This is a genomic window from Candidatus Woesearchaeota archaeon (assembly GCA_030651375.1).
Classification (GTDB): domain Archaea; phylum Nanobdellota; class Nanobdellia; order Woesearchaeales; family UBA12501; genus JAUSFM01.
Window position 1 is genome coordinate 70,132 of record JAUSFM010000016.1, and the last position, 22,303, is coordinate 92,434.

At 48.0% G+C, this 22,303-nt stretch carries 28 protein-coding genes; 8 read left to right on the forward strand and 20 right to left on the reverse strand.

The annotated features are described in order from the left end of the window. The 18 genes from Q7R76_06355 to Q7R76_06440 form a co-directional block, all read right to left on the reverse strand. Positions 1-933 (reverse strand): nucleoside hydrolase, encoded by a 933-nt coding sequence (locus Q7R76_06355; protein ID MDO8643168.1) that lies wholly within the window; start codon positions 931-933, stop codon positions 1-3. Then, positions 930-1,679 (reverse strand): amino acid racemase, encoded by a 750-nt coding sequence (locus tag Q7R76_06360; protein ID MDO8643169.1) that lies wholly within the window; start codon positions 1,677-1,679, stop codon positions 930-932. Before Q7R76_06360 ends, Q7R76_06355 begins: the two co-directional genes overlap by 4 nt. Further along, on the reverse strand, positions 1,679-2,512 hold the full coding sequence (locus tag Q7R76_06365; GenBank protein ID MDO8643170.1) for a hypothetical protein: 834 nt from the start codon (positions 2,510-2,512) through the stop codon (positions 1,679-1,681). Before Q7R76_06365 ends, Q7R76_06360 begins: the two co-directional genes overlap by 1 nt. Before the next feature lie 577 nt (positions 2,513-3,089). Continuing rightward, positions 3,090-3,479, reverse strand: a complete 390-nt coding sequence (locus tag Q7R76_06370) for a hypothetical protein (GenBank protein MDO8643171.1) — start codon at positions 3,477-3,479, stop codon at positions 3,090-3,092. A gap of 32 nt (positions 3,480-3,511) precedes the next feature. Next, the gene (gene pyrF, locus Q7R76_06375; protein MDO8643172.1) at positions 3,512-4,432 is read right to left on the reverse strand and encodes an orotidine-5'-phosphate decarboxylase; all 921 of its coding nucleotides are present in this window, start codon (positions 4,430-4,432) and stop codon (positions 3,512-3,514) included. After that, the gene (gene pyrE, locus Q7R76_06380; GenBank protein MDO8643173.1) at positions 4,429-5,088 is read right to left on the reverse strand and encodes an orotate phosphoribosyltransferase; all 660 of its coding nucleotides are present in this window, start codon (positions 5,086-5,088) and stop codon (positions 4,429-4,431) included. The genes pyrF and pyrE overlap by 4 nt, the downstream gene beginning before the upstream one ends. A 52-nt stretch (positions 5,089-5,140) precedes the next feature. Continuing rightward, entirely contained in the window at positions 5,141-5,614 is a 474-nt protein-coding gene (locus tag Q7R76_06385) for a small multi-drug export protein (GenBank protein ID MDO8643174.1), read from the reverse strand. Further along, positions 5,614-6,954 carry a nucleotidyltransferase domain-containing protein gene (locus Q7R76_06390; GenBank protein MDO8643175.1) on the reverse strand — a complete coding sequence of 447 codons (1,341 nt, stop codon included), beginning with the start codon at positions 6,952-6,954 and terminating at the stop codon, positions 5,614-5,616. Before Q7R76_06390 ends, Q7R76_06385 begins: the two co-directional genes overlap by 1 nt. A 47-nt stretch (positions 6,955-7,001) precedes the next feature. Continuing rightward, positions 7,002-7,178, reverse strand: a complete 177-nt coding sequence (locus tag Q7R76_06395) for a hypothetical protein (protein MDO8643176.1) — start codon at positions 7,176-7,178, stop codon at positions 7,002-7,004. Between the two features lie 79 nt (positions 7,179-7,257). Then, complete coding sequence (locus Q7R76_06400) at positions 7,258-7,473, reverse strand: 30S ribosomal protein S27ae (GenBank protein MDO8643177.1); 216 nt, start codon at positions 7,471-7,473, stop codon at positions 7,258-7,260. 18 nt (positions 7,474-7,491) lie between these two features. Beyond that, the gene (locus Q7R76_06405) at positions 7,492-7,782 is read right to left on the reverse strand and encodes a hypothetical protein (GenBank protein MDO8643178.1); all 291 of its coding nucleotides are present in this window, start codon (positions 7,780-7,782) and stop codon (positions 7,492-7,494) included. Between the two features lie 35 nt (positions 7,783-7,817). After that, the gene (spt4, locus tag Q7R76_06410) at positions 7,818-8,006 is read right to left on the reverse strand and encodes a transcription elongation factor subunit Spt4 (GenBank protein ID MDO8643179.1); all 189 of its coding nucleotides are present in this window, start codon (positions 8,004-8,006) and stop codon (positions 7,818-7,820) included. 15 nt (positions 8,007-8,021) lie between these two features. Continuing rightward, positions 8,022-8,621, reverse strand: a complete 600-nt coding sequence (locus Q7R76_06415) for a DNA-directed RNA polymerase (GenBank protein ID MDO8643180.1) — start codon at positions 8,619-8,621, stop codon at positions 8,022-8,024. A 46-nt stretch (positions 8,622-8,667) separates the two neighbouring features. Continuing rightward, complete coding sequence (locus tag Q7R76_06420; protein ID MDO8643181.1) at positions 8,668-9,081, reverse strand: nucleotide-binding protein; 414 nt, start codon at positions 9,079-9,081, stop codon at positions 8,668-8,670. 25 nt (positions 9,082-9,106) lie between these two features. Further along, entirely contained in the window at positions 9,107-10,069 is a 963-nt protein-coding gene (locus Q7R76_06425) for a hypothetical protein (protein ID MDO8643182.1), read from the reverse strand. A gap of 26 nt (positions 10,070-10,095) precedes the next feature. Beyond that, positions 10,096-11,028 carry a lysylphosphatidylglycerol synthase transmembrane domain-containing protein gene (locus Q7R76_06430; protein MDO8643183.1) on the reverse strand — a complete coding sequence of 311 codons (933 nt, stop codon included), beginning with the start codon at positions 11,026-11,028 and terminating at the stop codon, positions 10,096-10,098. Positions 11,029-11,064: 36 nt separating this feature from the next. Further along, positions 11,065-12,816 (reverse strand): glycosyltransferase family 39 protein, encoded by a 1,752-nt coding sequence (locus tag Q7R76_06435; protein MDO8643184.1) that lies wholly within the window; start codon positions 12,814-12,816, stop codon positions 11,065-11,067. Between the two features lie 48 nt (positions 12,817-12,864). Then, positions 12,865-13,875, reverse strand: a complete 1,011-nt coding sequence (locus Q7R76_06440) for an NAD-dependent epimerase/dehydratase family protein (GenBank protein MDO8643185.1) — start codon at positions 13,873-13,875, stop codon at positions 12,865-12,867. A 96-nt stretch (positions 13,876-13,971) separates the two neighbouring features. Between Q7R76_06440 and Q7R76_06445 the strand changes: the two genes are divergently transcribed. Further along, positions 13,972-14,673 (forward strand): glycosyltransferase family 2 protein, encoded by a 702-nt coding sequence (locus tag Q7R76_06445; GenBank protein ID MDO8643186.1) that lies wholly within the window; start codon positions 13,972-13,974, stop codon positions 14,671-14,673. Between the two features lie 12 nt (positions 14,674-14,685). Next, positions 14,686-15,018, forward strand: a complete 333-nt coding sequence (locus Q7R76_06450; GenBank protein MDO8643187.1) for a DUF2304 family protein — start codon at positions 14,686-14,688, stop codon at positions 15,016-15,018. 24 nt (positions 15,019-15,042) lie between these two features. Here the strand turns inward: Q7R76_06450 and Q7R76_06455 are convergent, their stop codons facing one another. Next, on the reverse strand, positions 15,043-15,558 hold the full coding sequence (locus tag Q7R76_06455) for a VTT domain-containing protein (protein MDO8643188.1): 516 nt from the start codon (positions 15,556-15,558) through the stop codon (positions 15,043-15,045). Between the two features lie 118 nt (positions 15,559-15,676). Here Q7R76_06455 and Q7R76_06460 point away from each other — a divergent pair, with 118 nt between their 5' ends. From Q7R76_06460 to Q7R76_06485, 6 genes are all read left to right on the forward strand, one after another. After that, the gene (locus tag Q7R76_06460) at positions 15,677-16,825 is read left to right on the forward strand and encodes a glycosyltransferase family 4 protein (GenBank protein MDO8643189.1); all 1,149 of its coding nucleotides are present in this window, start codon (positions 15,677-15,679) and stop codon (positions 16,823-16,825) included. Then, on the forward strand, positions 16,822-18,111 hold the full coding sequence (locus Q7R76_06465) for a glycosyltransferase family 4 protein (GenBank protein ID MDO8643190.1): 1,290 nt from the start codon (positions 16,822-16,824) through the stop codon (positions 18,109-18,111). Before Q7R76_06460 ends, Q7R76_06465 begins: the two co-directional genes overlap by 4 nt. Next, positions 18,092-18,781: a hypothetical protein gene (locus Q7R76_06470; protein MDO8643191.1), complete on the forward strand. Its 690-nt coding sequence runs from the start codon at positions 18,092-18,094 to the stop codon at positions 18,779-18,781. Before Q7R76_06465 ends, Q7R76_06470 begins: the two co-directional genes overlap by 20 nt. A 7-nt stretch (positions 18,782-18,788) precedes the next feature. Continuing rightward, positions 18,789-20,522 (forward strand): hypothetical protein, encoded by a 1,734-nt coding sequence (locus Q7R76_06475; GenBank protein ID MDO8643192.1) that lies wholly within the window; start codon positions 18,789-18,791, stop codon positions 20,520-20,522. Beyond that, positions 20,503-21,042: a methyltransferase domain-containing protein gene (locus tag Q7R76_06480; protein MDO8643193.1), complete on the forward strand. Its 540-nt coding sequence runs from the start codon at positions 20,503-20,505 to the stop codon at positions 21,040-21,042. The genes Q7R76_06475 and Q7R76_06480 overlap by 20 nt, the downstream gene beginning before the upstream one ends. A gap of 115 nt (positions 21,043-21,157) precedes the next feature. After that, on the forward strand, positions 21,158-21,616 hold the full coding sequence (locus Q7R76_06485) for a hypothetical protein (protein MDO8643194.1): 459 nt from the start codon (positions 21,158-21,160) through the stop codon (positions 21,614-21,616). A 46-nt stretch (positions 21,617-21,662) separates the two neighbouring features. Here Q7R76_06485 and Q7R76_06490 read toward each other — a convergent pair whose 3' ends face one another. Then, on the reverse strand, positions 21,663-22,286 hold the full coding sequence (locus Q7R76_06490) for a class I SAM-dependent methyltransferase (protein ID MDO8643195.1): 624 nt from the start codon (positions 22,284-22,286) through the stop codon (positions 21,663-21,665). Positions 22,287-22,303 lie beyond the last annotated feature (17 nt).

Below are 22,303 nucleotides of genomic sequence, written 5' to 3' on the forward strand. Positions count from 1 at the left end.
TTATATAGTTTGTGATGGGTTCAGTAAGACACGATAAAAGTCGCGCTTAAAGCGTTCCGCGTCAATGCTTAACACAAGATTGCAGTTTGGTTCTTTAGTCGGCCGTTGGCGCAGGTCAGCAATGGACATGCCTTTCGTGAATTCACCCCGCGTCTCAACGCGCACATATGCAGATTGCTGATTGGTAATGTATGTTGGATCAATTCCGATTCCGACAGCAACCGGATCGTACAATACCCCGCCGCCAAGTCCTTCATTGGCGAGATAGTAGCGAACATAGTCCGCAACAAGCTGACGCAGGCAATTACCCTCATCCGTTGCAGGAAATGAGGCAACCTCAGTAGGAGTCATGACTGCTTGCCTGCATACATTAACAGGGACGAGTGTCTTCGGTGGCCCATCCGCGCTCATCACATAATCAGCGGCTTCTGGATCACAGCAGAAATTAAATTCGCCAACAGCAGTGGTGTTGCCGTAGGTGTTAATGGCGCCACCCATAATGACAAGATCTTTCAGCTGCGCAAATGCAGACGGCGATTCAGAAGCGAGGTTCGCCACATTCGTCAAGGGGCCAATGGCAACGAGCGTTATTTCATATGGATTTTTTTGTATTATAGAAATAAGTGCGTCAAGCGCGTCGCCTTGGATGCGGGCTGTTGGTTCTCCCTGAAAAAAATCAAACCCACCAACCTGAGACTGAGCAACAAGCGGACAGAGTTCTCCGCAGAGTTGTTTTTCAGCACCCTGATACACGGGCACTGTTCCGCCGAGCATATCTGAAAGTATACGCGCGTTTCTTGTTGTTTGCTCCAGCGAAAGATTGCCAAAGACAGTCGTCAGTGCACGAATGTCAACAGTGCCTAACTGCGCCGCGTACAATATTGCCAACGCGTCATCAACGCCCGGATCGGTGTCTATAATTATCTTTTTCATGGTTTCTCCTCTTGGGTGTTTAAACAATAATTCACCGCCACAACGGCGTTTACCTTAATCGTATCAATAAGAGGAACGCTCACATCATCCTGCGAAATCAGCAAAGGCAAATCCGTGCAGCCGAGAATAACGGCTTCAGCACCGTCCAATTTCAGAGAGTCAATTATCAGGAGAAGCGTTGTTTTGTCGCCCTCTGTTTTTTTGCCGTTGAGAATATTCATGATTATTTCGGTAATCATCGTTTGCTGCTTTTGTGTTGGCTTGATGATGGCAACATTTTTTTGTTCCAGCTCAATATCAAAAATGCGCGCGTTCATTGTCGCTTCAGTTGCCAGCAAGCCGACCGACTTGAATGGTAAAGATTTTGCTACTTCCTCTGCAATGCTGAGAATCGGAATGGCTGCGAATTTTCTCAACTCCGGCAAAAAACGCTGGACCGTGTTGCAGGCGATAATGACAAAATCTGCGCCGGCAGTGGCGAGCTGTGCAATGCCTTCGTTGAGAAGGATCATGGTTTGCTCCTCATTTTCAACGCGTTCAACAACATCAGGAATCGGCTTGCTCACGATGATGATTTCGGGAAAATCCGCATCGTATTTCGCTCCGTATCGCTGCTGGAAAATACGAATGATTTCCAGATAGGTAGCTGCCGTTGCTTCCGGCCCCATGCCACCGAGGATGCCGATGGTTTTGTAGATGTTGCACTTCTTTGTGGACACTTTTGAAAAAGAAAAAAGAGGAGGCATTATTTCACCTCCAAAAGATTTTGCATGCGAACCGCACATCCAATCAACGGCTCGTCTGGCTGGCGAAACGGCGCAAGGTATTGCCGCACGTACGCGGCATATGGTTGGTTGGCAAGCTTCTCCTCCACAACTCCTTCAGCATCTTTTGTGGTGATAGATGATCCATCGTCTGCCAAATAACCTGGCTTGCCCGTTGGCGGCAAAGGCGAACGAACTGAAAGATAGGGCACACGCATGCATTCAGTTGCGCCAAGAATCACAGCGTCGAAATCACGCTCGCTCTCCGGACCGAACTTTCCCTGCACAAGCTGTGTTGCAAGAAGGTATAACGCCTCGGCAGTCTCCAGTGGCAGATAAAATCCACGAAAAGGGTTATCAGCCGGCGGACTGATTCGCGCAACAAGTTCAGGACATTCTTTGGTTAAGCGATCCACATATTCAAGCGCACCATCAAGTGCGTTCACATACGATTCATCTTGACGAAAGACCATTCGCGAGTCAAGATATCGTGCGGTAATACCGCTTGCCTGAATAAGCCGCTGCAAATACTGCGCACGTTGGTCACAATTTTGGCGAATGTCACTGCGTTCCGGCTGATTTTGCTCGTCAACAAGAATCTCGAGCAGCTGCTTTCCGTTGATTGTTGTTGGCAAACGCTTTTTTGGCGTCTTGTTGACAATCCAATAGCCGCTGGCATCCCAGATAAACCATTCAGCGCCGGTGAGTTGCTGAATGCGCTTCATCCATGAAAAATAATCCAGCATATCAAGACGCTCGCCACGTTCTGCAAGGAAACGATTATAACCAAAACCCATAAAAAGTTTCTTAGGCATATCACCGCGTGCGAGGGCATTTTTCTCAAAATCAAGCGCCCGAAGTTCAGCAATGAAGACCGGGCGCAGGGCGCTCCATAATTGATTGCTGTCTGCCTTTTGTTGATTGCTGTTCTGTTTGTTCCATCGTTTTCATCTCCTCGTTTAACGCCCGCCGGCTTTTTTGTTTTTGTTTTTTTGGTTTGATTTTTTTTGCTGTTTGTTTAGGTTCACCGCAGGGATTCGCACCCTGTCCTCCAGCTCCACGGGCTGGCGTGCGGCTGATACACCACGGTGAACATGAGCATAGCTATCGCTACAGTTTTGTTTGAATTTTATCCGATTAGTTTCTGAACAAGTCAGAAAAATTAGGGTGGTTGAGAATAGGTTGGAGGTCTAGCGCGGCGGCCAGCTATGAAAGAAGCAAAAACTAATAGATGAAAAAACGAGTGATAAAAAAGAAGTGCAACTATCAGAAAAGCGATTTTTACCGACGATGAAGACAATCACCGAGTGTCAGGTTAGGTATCATTTTAAGAGTGGAAAGTAGAGTAAGTATTTAATCCTTTCGGTTTAGTAGAGTTTTTATTTGCCAAACTTACTCATCCCACACGTGCGACTCCACGCACTGGCCATGCTTGCACTCTGAATCCAGCGGGCATTTCACATCCGATGAGATAAGAAAATGCTTTTTGTCTTTTTGGTCGAAGGTGCAGGCGAACAGGCGCAGCGTGCGCTTGGTTACGCAGAGGTCAGACATATACACCGTGCGCAGGTGGCCTTTGTTCACCACAATTGAAACCTCGCCGGCGCCGAATGTCGAGCGGTCTTTGCAGGAATAGACTTCTTGGTGTTTTGCGCCGCTAAATTCATCGCGTAAGTTTTGATGCACCTCATCAACAACCGTCCCAGTGAAAGATGATGCACCGAGAAAAAGCATGGTAAAAAAGAGCGAGACAACAAAGAGAGTGATGAGTTTTTCGCGCATGCGCACTACGGATGAAATGGAGAATATAAAGGTTATTGAATCGGGCCAATTTCTGTGTTCAGTTTTTTAATTTCACGCACTGCAGCGCCGGCGTAATCAATCGAACCAAGAAATATAGGATCGATAAAATCGATATTGGCATGCTCTTTTCTCCACGCTTCGGCAATGCCGGATGAAGAGTTGATTCGACAAATTCGCAAATCATAGCCAACACGACGAAGAACATCAGCAACTTCAGCAGCCGAGCCGCCCTGCGCACCGACACCTGGAATGAGAAGTGGGATTTCTTTGCCGAATTGTTTCAGTTCTTGCGCAATAGTTTCAAGGTCGTGGATGCTCGTGGCGCCAACAACCGCACCAACGCCCGGAACATGCCAGTCAGAGCGAATAAGATTGGCAACTGAATGATACAATGATGCTGGCAATCCGGTTTCTTCGTCTCGGACTGGCAAACCCTGAAGTTCATTCGCACTTGGATTTGAGGTTCTGCACAATATATACACTCCCTTACCACCTTTCTCCGGAGCGCAGTATGCAGCAAAGGGTCTGATGCTGTCGCTGCCGAGGTAGGGATTAACCGTGAGCGCATCAGCACGTTTCAATTCGAAATCACCGTAGGCATATCGTTCTGCGGTCTTGCCGATGTCGCCGCGTTTTGCATCAAGAATGAGCGGGATTCCTGCGTCTTGATAATAATCAAGAATCGCGCGAAGAATCCCAAGACCGCGAAGCCAATCGTGCGTTTCGCTCATGCCCTCAAAAAAACCAAGGTTGGGCTTGACTGCCGCAGGCTGTATTCCCGTCCGCCGGATTTCGTTAAGAATTTGAAAATAAAATTCCCGAACCGATACAGTAGGTGTTGTTGTTTCTGTTGGATCAATGCCCATGCAAAGAATGCTGCCTGTTTTTTCTGTTTCTGCTTTCAGTTTGTCAACCCAATTCATTTCGCTCATGGTGCACCGCCGGAATGAGTCCACCCCGCTGGATTTTTTTGCCAGTCGCGAACAAGGCGTTCTTGATCGGGAGAAAGATAGTGACGTTCGACGGCAAAGCGCACGAGCGTGGAAAAATCAGTGAGGGTGCTGAGTGCACACCGTGCGTCGGTGAAACGACCATCAGCTTCAGCCCATTGATAGGTTGTTATGGCAAGGCACTGCTCAACAATGCCTCCTGCGGCGCGCACCTTTTCTACGGCTGCAACTGAACTTTCTCCGGTACTGATGTGATCCTCAATAACAAGTGCCCGCTGTCCGGGTTGGAGATCCCCTTCAACAGCTTGTTTGGTGCCGTGGCTTTTCGGGTCACGCACATAGGCAAAAGGAAGATGCAATTCTTTGGCAAGAACACGCCCCCATGGAATGCCCGCAGTAGCGACACCGACGATAGTATCATACGGTTGGCCAAGATCCCGAGCGCACTGGGCAAAATAGGTATCGATATGGTCGCTCAAAGCAGGGTAGCCCATCACTCTCCGATTGTTACAATAGATCGGGCTTTTGATGCCTGAACTGAACGTAAACGGCTCATCAGGGCGAAACAGCACGGCGCCTGTTTCAAAAAGAATGCGTGCACTATCTTGTCTGATAAATTCACGTTGGTTTGGATGCATGTGCCCAATTTTGGCAAGGATGTTTAAAAAGATAGTTGTGAACGAGTAGTGATTATATCAGCCCAAACAATCCTTTTCCTGACACGACAACGAGCGTCACAATCGCCCCTGCAAGAAGGCTGCCGGCGAATGCTGACAAAAAGAGTGTTTTCTTTTTCATACCAAGAATGTAGGCAACGAGCGTACCAGTCCACACGCCGGAGCCAGGAAGGGGCACGCCGATGAAGAGTATCAAACCATATGCACCGTATTTTTTCAGGTACGGCTCGGCTTGACGCTGTGCTTTGGTAATGTAACGAGTATAGAAGCGCTCAAACCAGCCGAAGACAAGAAAGAGATGCACCATCTTGTCAAGGAAAAGATACACGAGCGGAGCAGCGAGAAAGTTGGCAACCGAGCAGACGGCGAACACGATTGGCCACGGGAGTTGTGCAACAAGAATGCCGTACGGAATGCTGCCGCGGAGTTCTGCAATCGGCGCGATGGAGATGAGCACCATCTTGACCAGTGCTGCGACAAGCGCCATTAGTTGCCTCCGATTATTCGTGCTGAAACAACTTTTTCAGCGACGTACGGTTCTTTCAGCACCGTTGCAACAAACAGTTCAGGCGTTCTGAAGCGCCGTGGCACGTCTGCAAACATCCTATTATTTTTTTCAAATGTTTTTTTGTGGACTGATTTGAAATGGGCAACATGCTGCGCAAATGAAAGTGCCGGCCCAGCCATGCAGCGGGTGGGTGGCAGCACTGCCGGATTGAGAATAAAAAAGAAGAGTGCTTTCGTGTCCTTGTCCCAAATCCAGCCGGTGTCGTAGAGCTCGAATTCATGGTCGCCGAGCTTTTTTTTCAGGTACTCAAATGATTTTAGCAGTTTTGCCCCAACCACGTCTTCCTTGCCATGCTGCGCAGTGATATCAATCATGACGAGTTTGTGGGTTCCGGCACGCTGTTTGATGTCCTCAAGTGTCAGGTCTTTTTTGATGAAAAAGGCAATGGCTGGTTTTTTGAGGAACTGGTGCGCCGCAATCCTGAATCGTTCCCATTTTGCATAGTCCAACGCAGCGGCTGCATTGCGCTCTTTCTGGATGGGGTCAACAACAATCAAGGGAGACTGGAGCTTTGATGCATTGAGCGCGTGGAGCGCTTTTCCGCGGTGTTTGTTATAAAAGTCAATGACGTCTTTCGCTTTCCAGCTCTGTGCTGCTTTCAGGAGAGGAACAAACCCGCCGTAGTAAATCGTCAGGATGTCAACCACATGGCCGGAAAATCCTTTGATGTATGATTCAGCGCCGTACACGCCGGCTGCCTTGCAAAAAGATTTTGTCAGCTTGATTTCATCGGCAAGCGATTTCTTTTTTGCAATTTCTTTTTTGACCCACGCGACATGCAGCGGACTGCAGTCGGTAATGTTCACCGCGGCACTCGGCTCGTGAATGGCGAGCACGGGGATGATTTCAAACCGGAGATTCGCTGCGGGCTGGGTGAGCGTCAGCTGGAAATAGTCGCGTGAGCCATGCACGCGGGTTACGGAGACGTGTTTTATTTTTCCAAGAACGTGCCCGAGTTTGGTTGAAATGTCGCTGGATTTTGATGAGTAATCAAACGCGACAAACACGTCAACATCATGGTCGCCTGGAAGATACGTGTTTTTTGCGAGCGAACCGCCGATAATGACGCGCGCTTTGAGCTTTTGTTTTTTCAGCTCGTATTCCAGCGCGCCAACAACGTGTTTCACCTGCCCCATAACGGGCTTCATGTCGGCATGGAGGCGTTGTTTGGCGAGCGAGAGCACGGATGAAAGAGACGCGGACGTAGATGAAGGAGATTTTTTTCGTGCAGCTGCTTTTTTGCGTGCTTTTTTTGCCATAGCAGAATAATCAGCAACACGCTATAAAAAAGTTGTGGAAAAAAGACTTAATAGTGTTTTAAAGAAACAGATTTGCCAGTGAGGTATTCTTTTTCAGCTTCTGCAAGGGCTTCTTCTTCATCACCAGTTAAGGCAGTATCAAGATGCTCTTTGATGTAGCTTACATCTTTTCTGATCGCTTTCAGTTCTGTATAGAGCTCTTCAGTGGTGACTGCTTCTGCCATGGAAAAGAGAAAGGAACGGAAGTATTTAAAGGTTACGGGATTTTTCAATAAAAAAGGTGTGGAAAAAAGAGAAGAAATTTTATTGCTTGCTCATTTCTGTATAATGGCAGTTGCCGCACGTCTGCCGGTCTTTGTGCTTTGCCATCATCACGCCGGGGCCGCACTTGGGGCAGAAGCGATTTGTCCGGTCGAAGCCGCCGCCTTTGACGGTGTAATGTTTGTAGACTTTGTAGCCGGCGTTTTTGCCTTTTGCTGCGGGTTTTGGTGCTGATTTTGCGGGTGCTTTTTCTGCCATGATGATTCACCTTGAGTGTTATGCAGCGGGCTGTTCAGCTGCTTTTTTGGTTCCTTTTGGTTTTCCTTCGAGAAGCTTGAGGTCTTTTTCGTCGGCGTAAATGTGTGCAATGATGCGTGCCTTGCGTTTGCCGAAGCGCGTGTAGATGTGCCGCACGCTGACCAGTTTTTCGTCGGCGCCGACTTTTTTTGCAACCGCTTTGGTGAGGTCAACGCGCGAGGGCGTTGCTGCATCGTACGTTGCTTCGAGTGTTACGCGCTTGCGCGCGAGCAATGGTGTTTCCCGTTCTTTGAGTATTGTTACGTCCATGGGTATCGTGTTTTTGTTGTAGTATTTTTTATTTTTTATCGTATTTTAATGGCGTATTCGCCCTTTTTGTCAAATCCGCATTTTTTTGCAATGACTGAGTGTTCAGGATCGAGGATGTGCAGTCGGCCGTGCCATACGGTTGAGACGAGCGCTGATTTGCATGAAGGACATTCGCTTTCCTCGAAGAGGAGCCGGCATCGTTTGCATGCTTTCTTTTTTCCCATAGCGCACCTATATAGTTATTTTGCTTCCTTGCCGCGCTGTTTTTTTTGCGGAGCTTCTTTTGCTGCTGGCTTTATCGGGCCTTTGACGTCTTCGTCAATCCATTCAACCCGGCCCAAAAATTTCTGGCGCATCGTGAGCCCGAGTTTCGGGTTCGCGAGGTCCTTGAAGCTGACCGCGATGATGCGCGCTTTGCATTTGTCGTTCACGCGCAGCACGCGCTTCGTGTCCTTGCCCGCGAGCGTCTTGTCTTTGGCGAATGAAACGAAATCATCCATGGTCTGGCTAATGTGAATCATGCCCTCAATGGGGCCGAGGTTGACAAACGCGCCGAAGTCGGCGATGTCGCGGATATTTCCCAGCGCGACTTCCTGCAGTTCGGGCTTGAAGGTGTAGAGTTCGAACGTGGTATTGAAATACGCGGCGCCGTCAGTTGGAATAACGGTGCCGTCTTGGATGTCATGCACGTCGGCAACGTCGACAACAACGCCGAGCTCTTTTGAAATGAATCCGTCGTATTTTTTCTTGATGCGCTTGATGACCGCTTCTTTCGTCGGCAGATGAAAGAGTTTCGGCGGCACGCGGATGTGGTCGTTGATGGTTACTTTGTAAAACATGTATAGCACCGGATTTATAATAATTTATAACATTATAACATCATAATTATAACATCATAAGGTATTTTTTTTGTCGAAGGACAATGACGCTGATGCCTGCTTTTTTCAGGCGGCTGCGCAACGCCAAATCTTGGGTTGCGACAACACAATTGCCCTGTTTTTGAGCAACTGCAACGATGGCATCGTCGGTATGTTTAACCGCTGTTGGGAGGGTATTTATATTTTTTGCCTTTATGAGGCTCAAGGCGAGCTTTGCAGCCGACGCCTGTTTTCCCGGCCTGCCCTTGATGATTTCCAGCTCGGCGAGCGTCGGGCCAACAACAGCAAACTGGTGTTTAAGCGGGTATATCCGCTGAATTTCGCTGAAGATGTCCACGCCAAAGGTTGCGGGAATGAGCAAAAAGTTGGTATCAAGGATGACGGTTGCGGGTGTGGTGGCCTGATGTTCCATTTCTCTCATTTCTCTTTATAAATCAATGGGGGGTTTAAATAGGTTTTGGTCGATAGACCAAAAACAGGGCATTAAACAGCAGCACCAGCACGAGCACCGACGGCACCGGCGCAAGCAGGAGCAGAGCAAGCGCAGCAGCACGCGGAGGCGCAACTGTTGATGCAAGCGCGTGGCCCGCGTGAGGAACAAAAAGAAATGCAACATATCGCAGCACCAACACTCCAGCAAAAAGCGCGAGGCACAGCACGGCAAAGGACAACGTAAAGGGGAGTGGTATCAAAAATCCTGCAAGCAAAAATACCACGAGCGACGCTGCGTTAGTGAAATGACCCATGAATAAAGCAACCGCTGTTTTTTCTTTCAGCGACACCGTGCCAAACAGCACGCCGAATGCGGTGACCGCAAACAGGCCGCTGCCGCCGAGCTGGTGGGCAAGCACAAAGGTGAGAAGCAGTGCAGCAACAACTGCCAACGGCGACCAGAGATGCGAATGTACCGCACGCATAAACCGAAACGTGAGTAGGCACACAAACAGGGCGACACCAAGGCTTGCCACAACTTTGAGCAGTAGTGCAGGCAGGCCAAGGGGCATCAACAGTGCGACCAGCACGGCAAAAATACTTACTGCGGGCGCGGCGTCATGCGCGTGCGCAACAGCCGTGATGATGACCGCTGCAACAAGCGCCGCAGGAGTTGATTTTCCCGTTGCAAAATAAAAAGGAATCGAGATGAGAACAACGCTGACGAACCACGGAAGAATGCCACGAACAAAACCACTCACGTGCTTTTTCAGCGAAACCGATGAGGCGGCGCCAAAAAAAACGAGCGCAGCGAGCAGCAAAATCAGTGAGTGAAGCGACGCAGCAGGAATAGCCAATGAGGGCGAAAGAACCGCACGAAGAATAATTCCCAGCACGACAAGGCCGAGCAAAAGAGCGGATTGTTGAGCGGATTGTTTTTTGCCGTGAAGCACTGTGGATGATGCCATTGATGCCATACCTGTTTTTGAGTGGGCAGGATTTATTAATGTTGTTCTCGGCGCCAACCAAGCCAGCCAACAAATCCCCACACAAGAAAATATCCAATAATCACAAAGTGAAACACAAAGCCAGTGGCAATGGCAACTTCTTTTGAAAGCCCGAGCATGACAAACGCGAGCGCCCACGCAGCTTCAATCGAGCCAAAGCCAGCAATGCCCTGCACCGGCAACACCGTCGATAAAATCGGAAACAGAGAGCCAATCAGAATGTACCAGCCGCTGACTGGCAGCATGTGCCAGAAGATAAAATAAATCATCAGAAATTGGGAAATCCAGAGCACGATGCTTGACAGCGAAAGCATGATAATCTTCGAGCAGGTGTGCTCGCGGCGAAATGAGTGAACAAATGAATGGAGCATGCGAAGAATTTGTAAACGTGAATCAGCAAACCGCCGGAGCCATGGCTCGCAGAGAATGAGAGTGATACTGCCGACAATGAGCACCCCGAGCACCACCCATACTACTGGAATCAGATTTTTGAAAAATACTGGCAGTGTTGCACGCGCCATGAACAGCGCGACAAGAAACAGAATGATGAGCGCAATGAGGTCAAAAATTCTGGTCAGCACAAGCCCGGCGGTGCTCTGGGCTAATGGAATGTTTTTTTTCTTGACGAGATACACATAGGAGAGTTCTCCGAGTCGTGCAGGGAGCAGTGAGTTAATCATGTTGTGAATGCATACGACGAAAAACAGCACGCGTAATCCAAGCTTTTTGTCGAGGAGATAATAAAACCGAACCGCTCGAATCAGATAGCCCAATGCATACAACACAAACCCCAGCGCAACCCCGATGAGCGTGACGCGGGAGAACGCATCAGCAAGGTCACTGATGTTGATGGAGTGAAAGAGAAGCCATACTAACAAAACAGAGATACTGGTGAACAAGGCACCTTTGATTAATTTTGTATGGTCCATGATGAATAAAGAAGAGAGGGAGTTATTAAAGGTTGTTCAACTCGCCACATTCGCGTACATCAGGCGTTGGGTGTTGCCACCGGTGAACTCATAGTCGACGAAATTCTGCTGCGAATGGGCAACTGCTTCGTTAAGCGAGCTTTCATTGAACGTGCCGCCGCGCTTGAGCAGAAGATAGACGGGCGCAATGCCGTTGCCCGTCGGCACATACGCAAATTGCGCAACATGGTAGTGCTGCTGGAGATACTCCCAGATGTCTTTTTCCTGCATATATTTCATGCCCCACTGGTACAGGAACACCCACTGGCCATTTCGCTTCTCTTCGACTTCCTTAAACTGGGTGACGTTTTTAGTCATGTAATAGCCCGTGCGGTCAGCATGCCACAGCACGCCATAGCTCTGGTGGCTGGGATGGAAAATAGTTTCATTGGGAACGGAATGCGTCCGGATGTAATCGCCAGCGAGGTCGAGACCGACAAATTGTGTGTTGAACTGACGTTCCCATGCCGGCTTTGCAGCAAAAAAGTACATAACGACAAAAGCAACCAGCAGTGCAACGCGCACTGCGGTGAGCCAGTGTGCATTCTTGACGCCCATAAAAGTGAGCAGCTTTGCAATACTCGACGCTGCAAATACCACACCAAATGCAACGAGGACGGCAAACAAGAATACCAGTGGATATTGGTGGTAGCTGTGCCCCTTGAGCTTAAAGGACATGACGGCAAACCAGACAACAGCGCCGAGGATATACGATACGATAAATCGGCCGGCAAAACTGTCGTTGAGTTCTGCCGATATGCGCCTGCTTTTTTTTGTATACAGGAACAAGAAGAGCAGGGAACTGAGCAGTGCAACAGCCACGCCGCCGAGCGTGTAGTTGTCCGCAGCAAACGCTTTCATCGTTGCCCAGAATTCGCTGGTAAACAGCACGCTGAAATTAATGAGGCGAACCTGTTTGCCGACGTTAAGCGTACCGAGCTTTTCTGTGTACGAGTTGGTGTAGCCAACCCAGATAAAAAGCATGGAAAAAATGATCGCAAAAACAACCAACTGTTTCCAATATTTTTTAAATTCTTCTTTCTTCATGAGCCGGTGCCAGGGAAACACTGCCGCCATCGGAATGCCGATGAGTGCATTGGGATATTTGCTCATGACGCCCAGCGTCACGCTGAGAGAAAACACAACAAGATTTTTCCATGATGGTTTCTCAATCCAGCAGAGGTAGTAATACACGCCAACGAGGATGAAGAAGAAGCCTGGATTGATTATATCTGCGCCGGTTCTGCCGAAAAAAACAAGGAGTGGATTCAGCGCAAGCAATGCTGCAGTTGCCAACGCGAGGTCGGTCCGGCGGAACAATTTTTGCACAATTAAAAATCCAAACACCACGGCGCCGAGCACGAAAAAGATGCTGACGAGCCGAGCCAGAGCAAGCGAGGGGCCGAAGAGCATGAACAAAAACCCAGTAACAATCGGCCCGGTCGGAAGTGTATCTCCATGCACGCCTGATGCAGGGTCGTTAATGCTGGGATAATCCCAGTGCGGCACGAACAGGCCTTCGTAAAGGAAACCATGTTTGGCAAAGTTACGCGCTTCGGTCAAGTAGTGCGTTTCTTTCCAGTTGTGATAGCCCACAACAGGATACGAAAGATGATACACGCGAACATACAATCCAAAAAGAAGAATAATGCCGAGAATAATCCACACGCGGTTTTTTTGGATGAATGAAATGGCCTGGCGAAGGTCTGCTTCAGGTGCTGCGGATTGGGGATGTGAATCGTCAGTCATGCGTCACCATGATTTGTTAAAACAGTTTTAAAACAATTAAAAAAACAATTAAAACATTTTGTCAGTCCATGTTTTTGGTGTTTTGTCGTTGATAATTTCGAGGTCGATGTGGTACTTGAATTTTTTCGGGCCGCGCTGTTTAATCCACGCAATCATTTCAGCAAGGCCCTGCTTGAGTTCGTATTTGGTCTGGTAGCCAAGCAATTTTCGCGCCTTGGCGGCACTGCAGGTTGCCAACTTGACTTCCTGCGGCCGGTCAGGAACATGCTGGATGTTGAGCTTGAAGTCAAGGAGGTCAGCAATAATCTGCGCGAGCTGGTTCACGGTAATCGGCTGCTCGTCCGGGCCAATGTTGATAACTTCGCCCACTACATTTTTTTCAAATGCCATTTTTTCAAGGCACTGGATGCAGTCCTGCACAAAGCTGAAACAGCGCATTTGTTCGCCGTCCCCGTAGATAATCGGCTGCCTGCCTTGGAGCATCATGTTAGCAAAAATAGAGGCAACATTTCGGTAGGGGTCGTCGTATTTCTGGCGCGCGCCGATGATGTTGTGCGGCACGGCAATAGTATATTCCATGCCGTGCGTTTCGGCAAGGTTGCGCAGGAGGAGTTCAGACGCATACTTGCTAATGCCGTAGGGATCCTGCGGCTTCGGCGTCATGTCCTCGGTAAACGGAATGCGGTCTTGGGTGCCGTAGCGCGCCATGCTCGAGCACATGACAAAGCGCTTGACGCCGTTGGCCACTGCAGCGCCAATCATTGAGGCGCTGCACTGGTAAATATTTTTCGTGACAAAGTACGGGCTAAACACGCTCAATCCTTCGTACGCGGTTGCGGCGCAGTGGTACACCACGTCAACATTTTTGGTGATTTTCACCATGGAATTGAAAAAATTGCAGTCGTACTGGTAGAACTCAACTTCCGCCGGAACATTGTCCAGATACCCACCAAGCAGGTTGTCGCAGCCAATGACTTCATGGCCCTGTTTTAAGAAAGCATCAGCAAGATGGCTGCCCAAAAATCCTGCTACCCCGCTGATGAACACACGTTTTTTCATGCAGTGCATCCGATTTGTAGGGGGTATAAAAAGTTTGTTTTCTCAATATATAAAGGCACGCATAAAAATATAAATGAGCAGGCACTTGAAACAGGAATGAAAACAGGAATGAACACGTTCATCGTCATCGCCGCGTACAACGAAGAAAAAAGCATTGTTCGGGTAGTTGATGGCCTAGTCAGCGAGGGCTACCAAAATGTAGTGGTGGTCGATGATGGCAGCAGCGATGCAACCAAAGAAGCAGTTGCAGAAAAAGCACAGCACACATCAAGTATTCACCTGCTCACTCACTTCATCAACCGCGGACAAGGCGCTGCGCTAAAAACAGGAATTGATTATGCACTCGCACAGGGAGCAGACATCATCGTGACGTTCGATGCCGATGGCCAGCACAATCCGAAAGAAATCAAGCAGCTTATTGCGCCGATAAAAAAAGGCGAAGTCGACGCTGTTCTCGGCTCCCGCTTTCTTGGGAAAAAATCAGATGTTCCACCCCTCAAGCGCGCCGTTCTCAAGGGAGGCATTCTGTTTACCTGGCTTTTTTCAGGCAAGAAACTCTCGGACACGCACAACGGCTTTCGCGCCCTCTCGAGAAAAGCAGCGCAGCAGATTCAAATTCGCCAAGACCGTATGGAGCACGCGTCAGAGATTATCGACGAGATTTGCAAAAAAAACATCCCCTTCACTGAAGTGCCGGTCACGATACAGTATTCAGAGTACGCGCGCAGAAAAGGGCAGAGCGTGTTCAACAGTTTCAAGATTGCAACAAAGCTCATTCTGCGAAGAATGATGCGATAATTCGGTGAACCTATGATACTCGACCCGTTGAGCATTGCAATTTTGTTTTTCGTGCTGTTCGCCTGGAGCAGGGCTGTGCTGCGCTTCAAGGAAGGCGGCATCGGCTTCAAAGAATTTTTTGTCTGGACTAGTATCTGGGGCATGGTGGTTGCACTGATTCTCTTCCGTGACCGGCTTGGATTTTTGACGCGGTTTACCACACTGCAACGCCCCATTGACGTTATTCTGGCAGGGAGTATTATTCTTCTGTTTTACCTGCTGTTCCGCATCTACGTCAAGATTGATACGATGGACCAGAACGTGACGAAGATAGTGCGGGAATTGACGCTGCAAAAGAAAAAGTGAACAACAAGTAAAAAAGAGCAAGGATTATTTCTTTTTCTTATACACTACCACATACGTCACAATACCTGACAGAATTAAAATGCCAACAATCGCAAAGAAACTCTGAAGCCCATGAAGCGACGCGCCAAGATACGCAAGAAGAAAGCACCTGATGTAGGAGGTAATAAACGTAATCGGCAAAAACTTTTTTTTGTGAAATTGCATCATGCCGGCAGCGTAGCAGATGATGTCAGATGGATTATTCGGAAGCACGCGAATCCATAAGATGGCAGTCTCGTAGTGCTGGAGCCGGTGCATGATATGCTTGACTTTTTTCTTCTCGAAAAAACGGGAAAAACGCCCATGCAGATAAAAGCCGATGTAATATGCCACCACTGAACCGATGAACAGCCCGGTACCGCCAACAAGGGTCGCCAGCAAAACACCATAGATTTTCCCTGCGCTGATGACCAGAAGCTCTGCAGGAATTGGCGGAATAATCACTTGGACAATCATCGAAAAAAAGAGAGTAATCAGCCCCAGCAGATAGTACCATGCCATGGCACAGAAAAAGAACAAGAGGTATTTAAATATGCCCATCGGTTAAAGACGCAGAACCAACAAAGATTTATATATCTCCCGCATACGCAAAAATGAGGGGCATAGACGAGGGAACGGCATGAACATTTGCATCATCACGGAGTATTTCAGCACGGCAGACGGCACTGCAACTGGTGGCGTGGAAGCGAGAGCATTTCACGTCGCGAAAGCTCTTGCAAAAAAGCATGATGTCACGGTTATTACTTCGTGGCGCGTCGGCATGCCGCGGCAGGAAACGATTCAGGAAATCGCGGTGCATCACGTCGGCCCACACCACCCGTATACGAACGTAGGTGCAGTCATATCACGGCTCCGCTTTGCGCAAGCAGCGTATGCTGCAGCATGTCGATTTGGAAAAGAAAAAAAGTTTGACGTGATTGATGGATACAATTTTGTTTGTTATCTTCCAGCGTATTCCGCAGCAAAAAAAATCGGCGCAAAAAGTATTGCGACGTACCATGAAGTGTGGCTGGGTGCGTGGATAAAAAACAAAGGAATTCTCACCGGCAGTCTGGGAAGTATGTGGGAACGTGCCGTCCTGAAAAAAGCATGGGATCGGATTGTTTCAGTGAGCGCGTACACGAAAAAAAAGCTGGAACAGCACACGCAAAGCCCGATAACAATTATTCCGAATGGAGTGGTGATTAGTGCAGAAAAAACACCTGCGCCAAAACAAAAACAGCCGACCATTTGTTTTGTCGGCCGGCTCACGCCGCAGAAGCGTGTCGATGATCTGCTTGAGGCACTCGCACTATTGAAACAACATAAAAAACTGAAAAACGTGCGCTGCATCATCGTCGGCACCGGACCTGAAGAGGCGTCGCTGAAACAAAAAGCACGCCAGCTCGGCTTGGAAAATGTCTCATTTCGTGGTTTTGTAAAGGAGCAAAAAGAGGTGCAAAAAATAATTGGCACCAGCCACCTGCTCTGCAATCCAAGCATTCTCGAAGGGTTTGGCATGGTGCTCATTGAGGCCATGGCGCACGGCACGCCGTATGTGTGTTCAGACATTGACGTGTTCAAGGAAGTAACAAAAAATGGAAAAGGCGGCCTGCTGTTCGAGCAGAAAAATACGGCAGACCTTACCGAAAAAATAGCGGTTCTGCTAACTGATGAAAAAAAGTATGCGGCAAAAGTAAAAGAAGCGCGTGCACTGGCACAGGAGTATGATTGGAAACGCATCGCCGCACAGGTTGAAAAAGTCTATCAGGAAGTGGTTGGCGCATGAAAAATGCAAAAAAAGTACTGCTAGTCACTGAATATTATCCTCCTGTAATTTATGGTGGCGGAGAAATCGGCGCGCAGATGCTTGCCCGAGGATTGTCTCTGCAGGGCATGCAGGTAACCGTGCTGACCAGCGCAGCGCCGGGAAAAAATAATGAAGCGAGTGAAAAGAATGAAAACGGCATTCGTGTGCTGCGCCTCCTCGAAACCGGCAATCCGCGCACCATGCTCGGCAACATCAAGCGGAGGCTGGTATTTGGAGCATCGGCCAAAAAGCATATCAAGAAAATCGATGGGCAGGAACACTTTGAGGTCATTCATTTTCTTAACAACACCAGCATTGTTGGCCTTGGCGAGGCAAACAAAAAAACCGTTGCCACCATCAACAGCTACAATGCGCTGTGCCCAAAGGCAAATCTTTTTTACAAGGAAAAAACAGTATGCACGGGCTGCTCACCCGGAAAGTATGTTGGATGTATCACCTGCTCGAGTTCGGTCGGCCGCGTCCTGCTGCCGTGGTTTTTGAGGTATAATCCGCTGTTTTGGTTTTGGAATTACCGGTCGTATGTCAAACAACGAGAACACCTGCGAAACGTGGGGAAAAAAATTGTGTTCAGCGAGTACGCTGCCGGCATCCTCAAGCGATACGGCATGAACGGGCAGATACTGCCTAATTTCACCATCCCCCTGCCTCTGCACGCACACACAAAAAAGGAAAAAGAAATAAAAAAAACAGAAAAACAAAAAGAACAACCACTCACCATCGGATATATTGGCAGCCTCGAAAAAATGAAAGGTGTTGCAGCACTGCTCAAGGCATATGCGATTTTGAAAGCGAAAAAACAAGACGTGCGCATGGTGTTTGTTGGCAGCGGCAGGTATGAAATAGTGCTGCAGGCTCTTGCCAGGCACGATGAGAATATTATCTTTAAGGGGCCGCTCTCTCCCGAAGATACTCAAAAAGTATATGCAGAAATTGATGCAGTGGCCATTCCATCGCTCTGGCCCGAGCCGTTCAGCCGCGTACTTCTCGAAGCGTATTACCACGGCAAACCAGTCATTGCAACAGCGGTTGGCGGCAATGCAGATTATGTCGTTGATGGAGTCACTGGGTATCTGGTTTCACCTGACCATGCTGCTGAAGAATTAGCAGCAGCAATCACAACATTGAAAAATAGGAAGCAGTTGGCTGTGTTGGGGCGAAACGCGCGCAGTTATTATGACGCCAACCTCGCACCCGAAAAAACACTGCTAAAAATATGTGACGTGTATGAAAAAACACTGGATTAACCACCTCCTGTTTCTTGTTTTTGTTATTGGCATAGTTGGAATCATTAGTCTTTTTGTGAGTGCTGCACGGATACTTCCCATACGGCAGACAACGATTGCGATTGCGACCATTGGAAATAGTGAACCGCCGTATGATCAAGCACGCTCCTACGTTACAAAAAATGAATTTGATAAAGTGTATGAATTAGAACGGTATTGGAACTTTGACCGGCTCCAATATATGGAAAAAGTTTTCCTTCCGCGCAAAATTTTCGCCATGATTGGTGAAAAGTATAGTTTGAGTGCCACGCCGCAGGAAATCAGGCAGCGCATACTTGAAGAGCAGCACCGTGCAGGAAGAACGCTGGATGCGTGGAAAAAGCTTCTTGCAATTAATGAAGTCTCACCGTCTGACGTTGACCTGCTGTTTCGGGAAAAAATACTTGCCGAGAAAATGATGAACGCGATGCCCAACGTGCAAATTTCTGATGAAGAAGTTCTTTCATTTTACCGTGCCGCACTCAAAAATATTTCTGGCTGGGAATCGTTTGATGTGGTAAAAGAATCAGCAGAACGTGAAACTCTGCAGTACAAGAAATTTGCAGTGGTGGTAGCCCAAGCTATGACCGGAACGTACTATCGGATGGTACAACTCATTCCGAGCCCGTACCTGTGTAGAAAAAGCAGTTAGGTGACACATGAAAACGCATACGAACCTGAAGATTTTTTTTCTCTATCTGCTCATTGCCAGCATTGCAACGTATCCACTTATCCTCAAGCTTGAGGAACCGCTTGGCGTCAATCCACAGGATAATCTGTCGTTTATGTGGAATTTCTGGTGGATGAAAAAAGTGTTTACCGAAGGAAAAAATCCGCTGTACACCGATGCTTTGTTTTATCCAACTGGCATCAACATGGCGTTCACGGATATGACATTTTTTAACTCAATTATCGGCATGGTAATTGGTGAGGCAACAGATTATGTTACAGCGTTTAACCTGATTGCCTTCTTGACCTGTGTTTTTGGGGCGTTCACAATGTATCTTTTGCTGGTGTACCTGCTGAAAAATAGATACGCGGCGTTTTTTGGGGGTTATATCTACGCATTCGGCCCATGGCATATCTACAAGATTAATAGTTCGCTCATCTGGGCGAGCATCGAGTTTGTGCCGCTGTTTCTGCTGTTTTTGTTCAAGACAACTGAAGAGCCGACCAAAAAAAATGCGCTGCTGATGGGGTTGTTTTTGGCGCTGACCTTTTACACGAGCATTCCATTTGCATTTGTTATGGTACTGTTCTCGTTGATATATACAGCATGGCTCCTGGTAACGAAGAAAGCAACAAAAAAGCTGGCGGCATGCCTTGGCCTTGGCGCACTGCTATTCACCGCGCTGGTGAGCCCAATTGTGATATCGATGATTATTGCTCGAGGAGAATATATTGCAACAACAAATCCAGGCCAGGACCTTTCTATGTATAGTGTGCGCACCTCGGCCCATCTGATAGCAACAGGAGTCCATACGAAAACGGTGATTGGTGTAACCACAATTATCTTAGGCCTTGCAGGCAGTCTTCTCCTGTTCAAAAAGAAAAAAGGTGAGGCAGTGCTCTGGCTCTCTTCACTCCTGATTTTTTTTGTGCTGAACCTTGGTGATCAGGGAATAAAAGTAGGAAAGCAGATCTACGCTGAAAATCTGTTGATGCCAGCGTATTTTTTACGCCAGCTTCCCCTCCTTAACTCGTTTGATTTTACCAAAACAGTCTTTGTAGTGGTTCTTATCACCAGCATTCTTGCAGGGTATGGGTGCGTACCGCTCGTTGAGTTCCTCCGAAAGAATACTGACCGCAAGAGCTTTGCCGCCGGAATCATGTTGCTTTTTTTTATTATTGCCGCAGACATCACCACAGCAGTGGTGCCCTCGGACAAGGAGTTGTTTTCTGAGAAGCGCAACGATGCATACAAGATACTTGCCCAACGGGGAACGCCAGATGACGTGGTGATGAATCTGCCTATCCCGTGGTGGGTAAATAAGACGGCCGTAATAAAGCCAGAACTCATCAGCGTACGGAACATGATGGGGCAGACGGTGTTCAACAAAAAGATAATGAGCGGCTACCGTTCACGCATTTCAGATGGCCTTATTCAGCGGGCGCGACTGCTGTACCTGACTGATCCGGAAAAAATAAAGGACACCAGTCGATTTGTGGTTATCTATAAAAGTTATGTGTTCCCAACCAAATCTTCCAATTCGGCGTTCAGCTGTGACATTCCACTCGACCCAAAAGGAAAAGAATTTATAGACAAGGTTATGGTGCGGTTTGCACGCGCGAAAATATATGAGGATCATGCGTTTATTATATATGATCTTGCAGAAGATGAGGAAGAACAGCGCGGACAAAATGATGAACAATATGAACACAAAAAAACTTAACTTCGGCTGCGGCAAAGATGTCAAACAGGGTTGGACCAATGCAGACATTGCGAAACTGCTGGGTGTGGACGTGCACTTTGACTTTGACCAGTTTCCCTACCCGTTCAAGAACAATGAATTTGATGAGGTGTACTGCCGCCACGTGCTTGAGCACACACGCAACCTGATTGCGACTATGGAAGAGCTCCACCGCATTACCAAGCCCTGCGGCACGATAAAAGTCATCTGCCCGTATTTTGCCGGACAGGGCGCGTACAATGACCCGACGCACACCCGCTTTTTTGCCTACCGCACATTTGAGTATTTCAATGAAAACGGCTTTTATTCAAAAGCAGTGTTCAGCACAAAGCAGCGAAGAATTTTCTTTTTTTCATCAAAAGGGTTTATGAAAAGCGCCTGGTTTTCCTGGCCGCTTGACCGGCTGATAAACTTTGCGCCCATGCTGTACCAACGATTCTTCTGTTATCTGCTGCCCAGTTCTGAAATTCATTATGAATTGGAAGTTGTTAAAATAAAGTAAATTGTTTCACAATATTTATATACGAGAAGCGTTCTTCTGGTTTTACTGATATTATTCATAAGCTAAACGGAGGGGTGTGAACATGAATAAACGATTAATAATCTTGAGTGTAAGTATGGTAACGATGCTGCTCCTGATGGCAGGTTTGGCAATCGCAGCACGAGAACCATCTCGTGTTATTGGAAGCTACCAAAAAGATAGCTCGGTACTGACTAAAGGAAAGTATTATCAAGTGACACAGGGAAATTACCGGAGCGAAAAGAATGTTGTTCCTATTGACGGAAAAACTCGAGTAGAAGGATCGAGTAGCACATGGCATGCGAAGCAAACAGGCTCGCCACCCATAAAACAGCCATTCCGCATGCGAGCACGCGCGCAACGAGGCCTGCATTATGGCACATCGGTTACCCAGAAACAAGAGGACAGACCGCGCCAGAACATGTATGCACGCAGAACACTGGGTGGAAATCAGGTAAAAGACCCAGTCAGGCGAGTAGGCAGATTCTACAAGTCAACTGGCACAAATGATCCGGTGTTTACTGACCTCGTGACGGGAAAGACGATGAGGCACTAAGTTTATTTTTGTCTTTTTATTCTGTTTTTTTTCTTACTTTCTTTTTCTATTGTTTTTTTTCTGCTTTGATGATATAGTGAGAAACACTATTGCCAAGATCAGTGTAGGTGCTGGTGTCTAGTGTCAATTTTTTGAGGGGTGCAAACAGGTGGTTGATATCCTCGCGGGTATACAGATGCAGAACACCCTTGCCATCGAAGGGGTTAGTAGTTTCTACAAACCGGCTCTGTGTGTTGATAAGCATGCTGAATAGTTTACCGCCCGGTTTGAGCACGCGCAGGACTTCTTGAAGAATAGAGTGAGCATGGTTGAGCGTGTTGTGTTGAATGGCGCAGATATCAATCACTGCGTCGAAAAAACCAGATGGATAGGGTAAGGCGACCATATCTCCCACGGTAAAAGTGCCTGAAAGCCCATCCTGGTTAAAACGTTCCCGGGCCCGAGAGATGGCACTGGGCGAACCGTCGATGCCAAAGGCAGAAAAACCTTCCCGCGCAACATACCATGTTGCCGCGCCACTGCCACAGCCAAGGTCAAGGATTCTGATATCCTTGTGGTCAGGTATTGCATAAAAAGTCCGTGCAATGAACCGGATAAGCTCTTCAGGAGGGTATTTTCCCCACTCACGCGATGCGTAGATATCTTCCCAGACCGGATCCCAACTGTTCATGTCCCTAGGGGCAAATG